Below are 11,937 nucleotides of genomic sequence, written 5' to 3' on the forward strand. Positions count from 1 at the left end.
CTCCGGGCCCTATGAGCGAGCAGCGTTCCGGTCACACCGGCTGCGGTTCCAGGTCCCGGTTGATCCGCTTCCAGCCGCGGGCCGCGACGGTGTTGGGGTGTTCCTCGCCGAACTGGCGGATCAGCTCGGCGATCGCCCGGGCGCGCAGGTCGGCGGCCTGGCCGTGCCGGCCGGCGGCCCGCAGGGTGACGGCCAGGTTGGCCTCGCAGGCCACCGCGTCCGGGTGGCGGGGCGAGTAGCGCTCGCACAGTCCGGCGTAGGCGCGGCGGCCCAGCTCCTCGGCGAGTCCGACCTGGCCGGCGTCCCCGTGGGCGTTGGCCAGGTTGATCATCGCGTTCAGGGTGTACGGGTGCTCCGGGCCGACCGAGCGGGTGAGCCCGTCCACGGTGTCCCGGCCGCGCTCGATGGCCCCCGGGACGTCGCCGCTGCCCCGCAGGTAGATGCCGAGGTTGTTGGCGCAGGCCAGGGTGAACGGGTGCTCCTCGCCGAACAGCCGGCGGTGGCCCTCGTACACGGTGGTGCAGAGGTCGCGGGCGGCCTCCTTGTCGCCGGAGGCGCTGTGGTCGGCGGCCAGGTTGAGCGCGCAGGCCAGCGCGTCGGGCGCGTCGGCGCCGTACCGCTCCAGGTAGCGCTCGTAGGTCTCCTTGGTGATCCGCCGGGCCTCGGCCAGCTGACCGGTCCGGCGCAGCGAGACGGCCAGCGACTTGGCGTTGCGCAGGTTCTCCGGGAGGTCCGGGTCCAGCACGTCGCCGAGGTCGTTGGTGACCTCCTGGAGCAGCTCCACCGAGCCCCGGTAGTCGCCGAGTTCGCGCAGGTCCCGGGCGAGGTTGGACTTGGTGGAGAGGGTGTAGGGGTGGCGCGGGCCGAGCACCGCGGTGCGCCGGTCCAGGGTCTCCTGGTCGAGTTCGCGGGCGGCCTCGCTGTCGCCGACCAGCCGGTAGTCGATGGCCAGGTTGTTCGCCATCGAGAGGGTGCGCGGGTTGTCGTCGCCGAACAGCTCCCGGAACTGGTCCAGGATCTCGCGGTCCAGGTCGAGCGCCTCCTGGAACCGGCCGAGGGCCCGGCGGTCGGCGCCGAGCGAGCCCGCGGTCATCAGGGTGTAGGGGTGGTGCTCGCCCAGCAGGGCCCGCTGGCGCTCCAGGGTGGACTCGTCCAGCGCCAGGGCGTCGGCGTAGTTGCCCTGCGAGCGGAGCACGTTGGCGAGCTGGAAGCGCAGCAGCAGGGTCTGCCGGTCGTCCTCGCCGAGCTTGCCGGTCCACTCCGCGTCCAGCGCGTGGCCGAGGTCCCGGGCGCGGTCCAGCTCGCCGCGCTTCCACAGGTAGCGGACGCGGTCGATGAGCAGCTGCCGGGTGTCCGCCTCGTCGCAGTTGTGCGCCCTGGAGGGTGACAGGTGCGGCCAGATCTCGTCGAAGGCCGGCCAGTTGGCCGGGTCGTCGGTGTCCCCGAGGACGGGCCGGGCGCCGGTCAGGATGCGGTGCACCTCGTGGACGGCGACCTCCTGCTCGTCCTCGGTCATCTCGGCCCGGATCACCGCCTGGACCAGCCGGTGCACCTGGAAGCTGTTGGTGCCGGCGTCGACCTTGGCGAGCGCGTACCGGCCGATCGCCTGGATCACCTTGCCCAGCATGAACTTGTCGCTGAGGTCGGCGTCGTACTGCACCAGCGCGCGGATCATCTGGTCGCTGTAGAACAGGTTCATCGAGATCGGCTCCGGCGCGAAGAACGCGCAGAGCTGGAGCAGCCGGACCGCCGCCGGGGACTGCGTGCGCAGCCGGGCGATCGAGACGTTCCAGGTCGCGCCGACCGGCGTCGGGTAGTCGGCCGGACGGGCACCCGCCAGCGCGCGGGCGGCCTCGGCCTGCAGCTGGGTGACGTAGGTGTCCACCGGCGTGCCGGTGGTGTCCAGCCAGGCGGCGGCGACCTCGACGGCCAGCGGCAGGTCGCCGACCGCCTCGGCCACCCGGTCGGCATCCGAGCGGGAGAGCCCGCGGGCGCGGCGGCAGAGGTGCTCGACGCTCTCGCCACGGGTGAAGACGTCCACCTCCAGCGCCTCCGCGTGCCCGGACCAGGCCTGGTTGCGGGAGGTGACCAGGATGTGGCCGGAGCCGCCGGGGAAGAACCGGCGGATCTCGGCGGGCTCGTCGGCGTTGTCGAAGATCAGCAGCCAGCGCGAGGTGGGCACCCCGCGGCGCAGCGCCTCCCGGGCCGCCTCGGCGGCCTCGGTCACCGAGTCGCCGACCCGCAGACCGAGCCGGCGGGCCAGGTCGGCCAGCGCCGGGGCGACCAGCTCGGTCTGCTCCGCGTCGATCCACCAGACCAGGTCGTAGTCGGACATGAAGCGGTGCGCGTACTCCAGCGCCACCTGGGTCTTGCCGACGCCGCCGAGCCCGTACAGCGTCTGCGGGGTGGGCAGCACGGCGGCCATCCCGCCGCGCAGCTGGTTGCGCAGCTGCTCCAGGACGGCGGCCCGCCCGGTGAAGGAGGGGTTGCGCGGCGGCACGTCCCAGACCTGCGGCTTGCTGCCGGGGAAGCGCGGGCCCGTCCCGGTGGTCTCGGCGAGCGGCACGTCGGCCCGGCCGAGGGCGCGCAGCAGCGTCTGCACGGACTGCGTCTCGTCCCGGCCGACCAGGTCGACCGGGTTGCGGTTGCTGAACGGCGCGGTGAGCCGGACGTCGCCGACCCGGACCGGGACGAGCTGGCGCCGGGTACCGGACGGATCGGAGCTGACCACCGACTCCCAGAGCGCGCGGGCCTGCGGCGAGCGCTGGTAGGCGGGCGAGAGCACGGCGACCGTGCGGTAGGCGGCGTCGATGCCGCGCTCGGTCTCCTGGCGCGGGTCGGAGCCGGCGCTGAGGTCCCGGGGCAGCACCCGGAAGCCGGCCCGGGTCAGCACCGACTCGATCCAGTCCGCCCACATCCGGTCCTCGGGGACGTAGGAGAGGTAGAGGTCGGCCGGGACGGACGGGCGGCGCCGGGTGAAGGCGTCGACGTAGCGCAGCCGGACCTCCTCGTCGACCGTCGGCAACGAGGTGACCCGGCCGTTGGTGATCTCGCCGGTCAGCCGTTCGCAGGCGGCCAGCATCGAGGTCTGGGTACCGCCCTGGTCACCGAAGGTCGCCAGGATCTCCTCGTAGGCGTAGAACGGCCGGTACGGGATCTCCACCGAGCCCCAGTAGTGGGCCAGTTCCTCGCCGGACAGACCGGCTGGCAGGCCGTCGAAGCGGATCCGGGCCAGCGCCCGGCCGGCGTCCGCCTTCTCCTTCTCGCCCTCGTCGATGCGCATCGGCACCGGCAGGATCCGGATTCCGCGCTCGCGGTAGCGGTCGTGGATGTGCTGGGCGATCCGGGAGGCGCCGTCGATGGACTGGTCGCTCAGGGTGAAGCAGACCACCAGGTCGTCGGGCATCTGGACGGTGCAGATCTCGGCGATGTCGGACAGGCCGGTACGGGAGTCGATCAGTACGTAGTCGTAGCGCTTGCTCATGTCGGCCTTGAGCGCGTCGAAGAACTGCCCGCCGTCGAAGCGGTCGTAGAAGATGTCCCAGTCCAGGTGGGTGACGGCCTCGGAGTAGTCCCGGTTGAACTGGCCGGCGGAGAGGAAGTCCAGGCTCCCGCCGCCGGGGAACAGCGGCCAGGAGAGCGAGAGCGCGTGCGGGTGCACCCGGGCGAAGTCGAGGTGCCAGCCCTCCTCGTGCTCGACCGGCCGCAGCGCCTCCTCCCGGTACTCGGCGATCAGGTCCATCATCCCGGTGGTGCCGGCCAGCACCGCCGGATCGAGGAACGGGTGGAAGAACTTGGCCAGGCCCGGCGCCTCCAGGTCCCAGTCCACGGTGAGCACCCGGAAGCCGTTGGCCGCCAGGATCCAGGCGGTGTTGGCGAGCGCCATGGTGCGCCCGGTCCCGCCCTTGTAGGAGTAGAAGGTGATGACCCGGCCCTGCCGGTCCTGCTCCGCCTCGCGCTGAGCGGCGAGTTCGGCCGCGGTCAGGCCGCCGATGCGGAGGTTCCTGGTGCGGTTCTCGCTCATGCGCCCACCTCGCTGCCCTCGGCGGTCGCTTCGCGAGACGCGCCGCCCCCGATGATTCGCTCGCTGCGCTCGCTCATACGCCCACCCCGCCGCACTCGGCGGTCGCTTCGCGAGACGCGCCGCCCCCGATGATTCGCTCGCTGCGCTCGCTCATGTCGTTCCTCCCCCGGGCGGCGTCCCGTGGTCCGGGCGGTCGCCTAAGTCGCTGGCTGAGTGGTCGTCGTCGCCGAAGGGAGCGGGGCCCGGCCCGTCCCGGCCGCGGCCCTGGCGGAAGGCGTCGCGCAGGTTGGGCCGCGGTGGTGCCGGTTCGTCGGGCTCGGTCCTGGTCCGGCCCTCGAAGGCGTACTTGGCCTTCATCGCGGCCCGCGGCAGCGCGTCGTCGAACTCCTCCAGACTGCCCAGCCCGGGGGTCCCGCCGACGGCGCCGAGGAAGCTCGGCCGGGCCGACCGGTGGGTGATCCGCAGTATCTGGTCGCTGAGTTCGCCCATCTCCCGGTGCCGCTCCACGCAGTCCGGGTCGTCCTGGTTCCACGGCTCCAGGACGCTCACCCAGGTGGAGTCCGAGCGGTCGAAGCGGCGGACCAGCTCGCGCCGCCGCTCGTCCTGGAGCGCCCAGCGGTCCAGCAGCAGCAGGCCGGGGGCGCTGGGTTCACTGCCCGCGATGATCGCCTCGGCCTCGTCGTCGAACTCGTGCACGGTGGCCTGGAACCCCAGCTGCCGGGCGAGGCGGACGGCGTGCTCGGCGAGCGGGCGGGTGGCGGCGGGCCGGTAGGGGTGCCAGTCGGTCCGCTTGGCGCCGTAGTAGTCGGGGTTGCGGTCGCCCGGCAGCTCGCCCCGGTGGTAGGAGAGCACGGAGATCCGCAGCTGCTTGGTGGGCGCGGTGACGTCGAACGCGCTGGGCAGGGAGTTGAAGTCCAGCCGGCGCCCGACCGGGATCACCGTCTCCTCCGCCACCTCCACGATCCGCCGGGCCAGCCGGTGCACGGCGAGCTCGTAGGCGGAGCGGAAGTAGGTGAGCTTCATCAGCGCGTACAGGCCCTCGGTGGCGTAGTCCGGCCCGAAACTGGTGTGGTTGAACTGGAGTTCGCTCGCCACCCGGGGCAGGCGGTAGCGGCTCATCGGCGCCCAGAGCACCGGGACGATCCCGCTGGTCCGCTCCGAGTCGAGGTTCGCCGGGTACACCGGGCGGCGGGTGAAGGAGTGCCACTCCTGGCCGCACGGCACGCTGTTGAAGTAGCGCGGCGAGTACAGCGGCACGAAGACCCGGCAGGTGGCCAGCTCCTCGGAGAGCCGCTCGGCCCACAACTCCCCCTGGTGCATGGACTCGTCCATGAAACCGACCGGGACTCCCGCCGGCACCGTGGTGAGCTGGAGCACCGCCTCGCAGAGGTCCCGGTACAGCTGCCGCACCCAGTGGTTGGGGTCCCCCGCACCGCGTGCCCCCGATCTCGGGGTGTGGGCGTAACTGAGGAAGAAGTACGGCCGGGCGGCGTCCTCGTCCCAGCCATGGTCGTTCACACGCGCCTCCCCCTGGCCCGCCGGCAACCTCTTTACCGCGAGTCCCCGTACGCGGGGCTTCAGTGTAGGAACGACTGCGGGACTAATGGAATAGCACCTCGCCCCGCACGAATTGACATGACCGAAACGAACCGGGTGCGACGGCGGCCCGGCCCGGGGCGGCGCCGGGCGCGCCCGGCGGTCGGTGCCCGGCGGTCGGCGCCGCCGCTCAGGCGCGGGAGCGGCGGAGGATCCGCTCGGCGAGGTCGACGGCCTCGCGGACCGGGACGAGGCGGCACGGCGCGCCGCCGATCTCGCCGGTGGTCACGCCCTCGGCCTCGCGGAGGACCTGTGCGCCCAGCGCGCCGAAGTGGAGGTCGTCGAGCTCGGGGGCCTTGAAGGAGATCCAGCCCTCCGCACCGCGGCAGCGGTACTCGCGCAGCGGGACGTCGGGCATCCTCAGGTCCGCCAGGTGGAAGGCGGTGAAGTTGGCCATCGGGACGCCCAGCATCAGCACCCGGGCGTCGAGGTCGTAGAGCCGGCCAAGCGGGGAGTCCGGGCCCAGGTGGCAGTCGTACGGGTGCCGTTCGGTGATCCGCCGGGCGTGCCGGCCGATGGCGGCCCAGGAGGTCTGGGGGTGGTGGCTGCGGTGGGCGTCCCGGTGGGTGCGGATCGCCTCCGAGAGGGCTCCCATGGTCGGGGAGCAGGGGGTGGTGGCCGGGTCGAAGGGCGGCATCAGGGCGCGGTAGGCGGCGACCTCGGCGGGCGAGAGGCCGGCGGTGGCGGTGGCGTGGATGCGGGAGGTGGCCGAGTTCTCGGGGGTGGCCGTGTACCCGACCAGGGTGCCGCGGTCGCCGACCGCCGCCAGCAGCGCCGCCACCACCGCCGCGGCCCCCCCCGCCACCGGGCCGAGCGACCGCAGCGACGCCTGGACGTGCACGACCGCGCCGGGGCGGACCCCGAGGGCCGTGACGTGCTCGGTCAGCCGGGCCTCGGTGAGGGCACGGAGTTCGGTGAGGATGACGGCTCCCCGGGGGTGAGGGCGGCGGACGGTGGACGCGGGCGGGGGGAGGCTCAGCCGCCGGCCATCGCGCGCTCCTCCCGGGCCAGCCGGGCCGCCCGCTCGGCGGCGTCGGGCAGCGCCACCGCGAGCCAGGGGGCGACCGTCGCCCGCATGCCGTCCGCGAAGCGCAGGCCGAGCGCGGTCAGCGAGCCGGACCCGGCCAGCCGTTCGACCGCCTCCGCGGTGTACTGCCGCCAGAGCGCGAACTGCAGCCGCGCCCGGTCGGCGGCCTCACCCGGCAGGCCGTCGTAGGCGAGCGTGCGGGTGCCCCAGTACTCGGTGACGGCCAGATGGGCGTAGGTGCCCTGGAGCAGCCCTTCGAGCGGCCTCGGGTCGGGCCGCCAGGGGGCGAGGTACAGCGTGTCGTCGTTCCGGTCGTACAGGTCCAGCAGGTCCAGCACCGCGCCGAGCTTCACGTGCTGGAACTCGTGCGCGAGCAGCAGGGCGAGGGTCGGCGCGGTGGCGGGCCGGGCAATGCCGACCACTCCGAACGCCTGCCGGGCGGCCGAACTGACGTCCCGCCCGGCCGGGCCCGGGCGCAGCGGGGTGACCGCCGTCAGCCCCACCCGGATGCCGTCCGCGTACCCCGGCAGGTCGTGCCCGAGCAGCTCCCAGGCCTCGCGCAGCGCACCGGTCCAGTGGAGCAGTTCGGCGTCCGGCAGCCGTTCCGCCACGGCGTGGTCGTGGCTGTCGCGCAGCGGGTCGACGTCCTCCAGCGCGACGGTCCACCCCCCGGCCAGCCGGATCCGCCGCAGCGGCTCGTCCAGGGCCGTGCGCACCGACCCGTCGGCCGCCCGGACGGTGAACCCGTCGGCCCGGCCGGTGACGACCGCCTCCCCGTCGGGGAGGGCGATCCGCCCGAGCGTCGGCAGGTGCAGCCACCCGCCGCGCACCGGTACGGCGACGGCGTCGCCCCGCCCGGCCCGCACCGCCGCGGCGGCGGCCAGGCCCGCCAGCGGGCCCAGCCCGGTCCCCAGGTCGCCGGCCAGCTGCCGGGCGGCCCAGGCGCGGGCGTACGGGTGGGCGAGCACGGTGTCGACGGCGGCCGGAGCGGCGGCGTCCAGCTCGGACAGCAGCGCCCACGCCTCCGGACGCCCCTGGCCCGAGGCGTCCCAGGCGGCGGCCAGCATCGCCCGGGTGAGGGCGAGCTGGGAGCGGCCCAGCGCGCGCACGGTGTCCGCGCCGCCGTATCCGCGGGCGAGTTCGTCGAGCTGCGCCGGGGCGAGCGCCGCCGGCACGACCGGTGCGGCGACCTGGGCCGGCAGGGCGACCGGCCCGCTCCGCGCCGTGATGCCGTTGATGAGCGTCATGAGGTCCCCGCAGTAGACGGAGGGGTTGTCGAAGCCGCCGCCACCATCGTGGCCCCGATAGCGGTGGGCGTACAGGCCGCCTCCGCAGGTGCGCACGACGGGACAGCCGCGGCAGGTGGCGGCGAGCCCGGCCAGGCCGGACTGGCGGGCGACGATGCCGGGGTGCCGGGCGACGTCGTCGAGGCTGTGCGCGAACACGTCGAAGCCGGTCGCGGGGGCGCCGTCGAACGCGGTCTTGAGGCTGTCGACCTGCTCGAAGGTGCCGTCGGTCTCCAGCACGACCAGGTCGGACGGCTCCAGGCCGAGCGACTCGGTGAGGCTGGTGAACCCGCGCAGCGTCCGGTGCACCGACTCGAAGGTGCGGACGGCGAAACGCCGCCCGTCGGCCTCCCAGTGGTCGTGCACGGCGAGCAGCCAGTCGGCGTACGGGTGCTCGCCCCGGCCGGCGGGGCGTTTCGGCGGATCGTCCCAGGTGGCGTGCGGCAGCAGGAAGTCGACCGCGGGGGGCTGGAGTTCGGCCAGCGCGCGGTACACGGCCACCGGGTCGTTCTCGACGTCGATGGTGCAGAGCAGCCCGGCGAAGAGGTGCTGGAACTCCGGTTCGCGCAGCAGTGCCACGGCCCGCAGCACCTGGGGGTGGCTGCTGCGCCCGTCGGCGAACCGGCGGTGCCGGTCGTTGGCGGCCCGGTCGCCGTCCAGCGAGATGCCCACCCCGACGCCCAACTCGGCGAACAGGGAGCAGAACTCACGGTTCAGCAGGACACCGTTGGTGTGGATGCGCAGGTCGAGGGCGCACCCGGGCGGGAGCGCCGCCCGGAGCGCCTCGGCCACCCCGCGCAGCCGGTCCGGGCCGGCGAGCAGGGGTTCTCCCCCGTGCAGGACGACCCGGACGCCGGGCAGCCGGTGCGCGGCCGCGTGCGCGCCGATCCGTTCGGCGGCCTTGGCCAGGACCTCGTCGCCGATGACCTTGGGCCGGGTGCGCCAACTGGTGTCCGCGTGCTCGTAGACATAGCAGTGGTCGCAGGCGAGGTCGCAGCGGCTGTGCACCTTGACCACGAATTGCGAGAAAGGCAGCGGAATTCGCTTCATCGTAGCTCTGGTGAATTCGGGCCCGGTCGGACGGAAATCCGGTCCGGCATTCCCGGACCGGTCAGATCGAGGAATTGAAGGCGGCGACCGCGACGCGACCGGCTTCCGCGCCGGGCAGGGCGCGCCGCAGTCGGGCGGCGAGCTCCTCCGCGCCGAGGGCGGCGAGGGCGGCGAGCGAGGGGCCTCGGTCCAGGTCCTGAGGGTCCGTCAGCTCGGTGCCTGGCCTGGTGCTGATTACCGGTGTCATATTCGTTCCTTAGGCGCGGTTAGGACCTGCCGGGGGTGGGTAAGCCACCCGATTGCGACCAATGTAGTGCCAGCGCGACGTCCGCGCGGCACCTTGCGGTCTCAAGTTGGTCTCCACGCCCGGTCGACGCCCTGTGGCGGCGCCCGGAGCCTCAAGAATTCACCCGTCCGGCGGTCGCGCACTTCGCCGTGGCGCGCGCCGAAGCGTTCCGTCGGCCCGTGCGGCGACTCGGCGGGCCCGGTTCCTCACCGCCCCCGTCCACCGGCGCGCCCGGCGGGTCGCCCGGCGGCCCGGACCCCGGTAGGCCCCGGCGCGGCCCACGCGGGGCACGGCTCTCGGGAGAGTCCGCGACGGGCCGGCCGAACGCCTGAGCGCTCGTCAAAACATTTCCCCTGTTCATTCTTACGGCAATCATCACTACCGCGCGGCAGGTCGGTGCCCGCCGTGGCGCGGGCGGCCCGCACGCTATCGAGGACCGTCCAATTCGCGTACGGTGCGCACGAGTTCCTCGGTGAACTCGCGGCCGTGCCCGGTGAGCTCCGCGCTGTCCAGCAGGGTGGCGCCCGCGGTCAGGGCGTGGCCGCGCCACCGGGTGAACTCCCCAGCGGCGCGGCGCGTGTCCCCCGCGCCGGCGGCCAGCTCGGCGCACCAGAAGTCCACCACCCCGAGGTGCGCGTAGGTGCCCTGCAGCAGGGCACCGACCGGGCGCGGGTCGGGGCGCCAGGGAGCGTGGTGGACGGCGGCGCCGTTGGGGTGGTGCAGCGGCACGAGGTCCAGCAGCGCGCCGAGTTGGAGGTGCAGGAACTCGTGCGCCAGGGCGAGCGCGAGCAGCACCGGATCCCCCGGCCGCGAGGCCGCCACCGCGCCGAACGCCCGGCGGGCGGCGGCGCTGACCGCCTCGCCGCCCGGGGCCGGCCGCAGCGGGACGATCGTGGTGACGCAGGCCGCGACGGCCTCCGCGTACGGCCGGTGGCGGCGCACCAGGACCTGCCAGGCGAGCGCCAGTTCGGTGCGCCAGTGGGCGAGTTCCCGCTCGTCGAGCGGCCCGGCCGGGGGCCGTCCGTAGTCCACCCGGCGCGGCCCGGCGTGGTCGATCGCCGGCGTCCACCGCAGCCCGTCGCACTCCAGCCGGAGGGGTTCGCCCGGCGCGGACCGGAGGAACTCCGCCAGCCCGTCCAGGCGGACGGTCTCACCCGCCGCGCGGGCGCGCAGCCGGTCGGCCGCCCAGGCGTCCAGCTCCGGCCGCAACAGCACCTCCTCCCACCGCGCCCGGTCGGCCCGTTGCGACGCCCGGAGCTCGGCGTAGGCCGCCTGGTAGGCGGTGTCCTCGGGCGCCGCCCGCCGCAGGGCCAGGAGCAGCAGCGCGCGCTTGCTCAGCTGTCCGGCGCGCAGCAGCCGGACGGCCTCCGGTCCGCCGCGCGCGGCCGCGATCGCCCGGAAGGTCGCCCGGTCCACCCCGTGCCGGGGCAGTCCGTCCGTCGTCCGCCCACCCGTACCCGCCACCGGTCATCCTCCTCGCGTCGCAGCGGCCGTGTCCGCCCGCAGCCTCCCCGCGATGTGGCGGATCAGCCGGTCCAGGTCCGCGCAGTACACGGACGGGTGAGCGAAGCCGCCCCCGGCGTCCGGCCCGGGGTAGCGGTGCGCGTACAGGCCGCCTCCGCACACGCGGACCAGCGGGCAGGCCGCGCAGACCGGCCCGAGCCCGGCGAGGCCGCGCTGGCGGCCCCGGAACGCCGGGTGGGCGGCGGCCTCACCGAAACCGTGCCGGAACACGTCCAGCCCCGTCCCGGCGGCGCCGTCGGCCACCACCTTGAGGCTGTCGGCCTGTTCGATCGTGCCGTCCGTCTCGACCACCACGAGGTCCACGGGGGCCAGCCCGACCGCCTCGCTGGCCGCGCGGCCGCCGAGCAGCAGCACCGCCAGCTCCTCGAAGAGCCGTACCCCGGTCTCCCGCCGCGGGGCGCCGTACCAGCGGTCGAAGGCGGCGATCAGCCACTCCCCGTACGGCGCCGCGTCCTCGCCCGAGGGCGGGCGGGTCGGCAGCGACCGCCGCACCCCGGCCGGCTGGGCCGCCCAGGTCCCGTGCGGCAGCAGCAGATCGACGCGCGGCGGCGCGAACTCCAGCAGCGCCTCGTAGGTGGCGACCGGATCGGCGGCGAGGTCCACCACGCAGAGCAGCCCGGCGAACAGCTCCCGGTGCCGGTCCGACCCCAGCAGCCGCAGCGCCCCGGCCGTCCGCTCCCAGCTGCCGCCGCCGGACGGCAGCCGCCGGTGCCGGTCGTGGTCGGGGGCGGCGCCGTCCAGCGACACCCCGACGGCGACCCGGTGCCGGTGCAGCACCTGCAGCAGCGCCGGCTCGTCCAGCAGCCGCAGTCCGTTGGTCTGCAGGCTGAACCGCACCCTCGGCGCGACACCGGCCAACTCCGCCAGCAGCGCGTCCAGATGGCCGGCCCCGACGAGCAGCGGCTCACCGCCGTGCAGGATCACCCCGACCTCGTCGAGCCCGCACCCCGCCGCGTGCTCGGCGATCCGCCGGGCCACCCGGCGGACCGTCGCCAGCTCCATCCGGCGCGGCCGCCGGCGCCAACTCTGGTCCGCCGCCTCGTACATGTAGCAGTAGTCGCAGGCCAGGTTGCACCGGCTGTGGACCTTGAGCAGGAACTGGCGGAACGGCACCATGCCCGCGAGCCTAGCCCGCCGCGGACCG

7 protein-coding genes are annotated in these 11,937 nt (G+C 74.6%); all 7 read right to left on the reverse strand.

The window, feature by feature from the left end; genetic code table 11:
* Positions 1-31: 31 nt before the first annotated feature.
* Positions 32-4,024 (reverse strand): FxSxx-COOH system tetratricopeptide repeat protein, encoded by a 3,993-nt coding sequence (fxsT, locus tag ACFWA9_RS01355; RefSeq protein WP_380382244.1) that lies wholly within the window; start codon positions 4,022-4,024, stop codon positions 32-34.
* A gap of 150 nt (positions 4,025-4,174) precedes the next feature.
* Complete coding sequence (locus ACFWA9_RS01360; RefSeq protein WP_380382246.1) at positions 4,175-5,542, reverse strand: TIR-like protein FxsC; 1,368 nt, start codon at positions 5,540-5,542, stop codon at positions 4,175-4,177.
* A gap of 208 nt (positions 5,543-5,750) precedes the next feature.
* A complete protein-coding gene (locus tag ACFWA9_RS01365) occupies positions 5,751-6,461 on the reverse strand; it encodes an aminoglycoside N(3)-acetyltransferase (RefSeq protein ID WP_380382248.1) in 711 nt (236 codons plus the stop codon).
* Positions 6,462-6,595: 134 nt separating this feature from the next.
* Positions 6,596-8,983, reverse strand: coding sequence for an FxsB family cyclophane-forming radical SAM/SPASM peptide maturase (locus ACFWA9_RS01370; protein ID WP_380382250.1), 2,388 nt, complete (start codon positions 8,981-8,983; stop codon positions 6,596-6,598).
* A gap of 61 nt (positions 8,984-9,044) precedes the next feature.
* Positions 9,045-9,230 (reverse strand): FxSxx-COOH cyclophane-containing RiPP peptide, encoded by a 186-nt coding sequence (fxsA, locus tag ACFWA9_RS01375; protein ID WP_380382252.1) that lies wholly within the window; start codon positions 9,228-9,230, stop codon positions 9,045-9,047.
* Between the two features lie 465 nt (positions 9,231-9,695).
* Positions 9,696-10,733: an aKG-HExxH-type peptide beta-hydroxylase gene (locus ACFWA9_RS01380; RefSeq protein WP_380382254.1), complete on the reverse strand. Its 1,038-nt coding sequence runs from the start codon at positions 10,731-10,733 to the stop codon at positions 9,696-9,698.
* Positions 10,734-10,736: 3 nt separating this feature from the next.
* Complete coding sequence (locus tag ACFWA9_RS01385; RefSeq protein ID WP_380382256.1) at positions 10,737-11,909, reverse strand: FxsB family cyclophane-forming radical SAM/SPASM peptide maturase; 1,173 nt, start codon at positions 11,907-11,909, stop codon at positions 10,737-10,739.
* Positions 11,910-11,937 lie beyond the last annotated feature (28 nt).

The organism is Kitasatospora sp. NPDC059973, from assembly GCF_042737525.1.
Lineage (GTDB): Bacteria > Actinomycetota > Actinomycetes > Streptomycetales > Streptomycetaceae > Kitasatospora.

Coding starts and splice junctions, on each gene's coding strand:
- fxsA (WP_380382252.1), bottom strand. CDS start 9,230: ATGACACCGGTAATCAGCACCAGGCCAGGCACCGAGCTGACGGACCCT.
- ACFWA9_RS01385 (WP_380382256.1), bottom strand. CDS start 11,909: ATGGTGCCGTTCCGCCAGTTCCTGCTCAAGGTCCACAGCCGGTGCAAC.
- ACFWA9_RS01370 (WP_380382250.1), bottom strand. CDS start 8,983: ATGAAGCGAATTCCGCTGCCTTTCTCGCAATTCGTGGTCAAGGTGCAC.
- fxsT (WP_380382244.1), bottom strand. CDS start 4,024: ATGAGCGAGAACCGCACCAGGAACCTCCGCATCGGCGGCCTGACCGCG.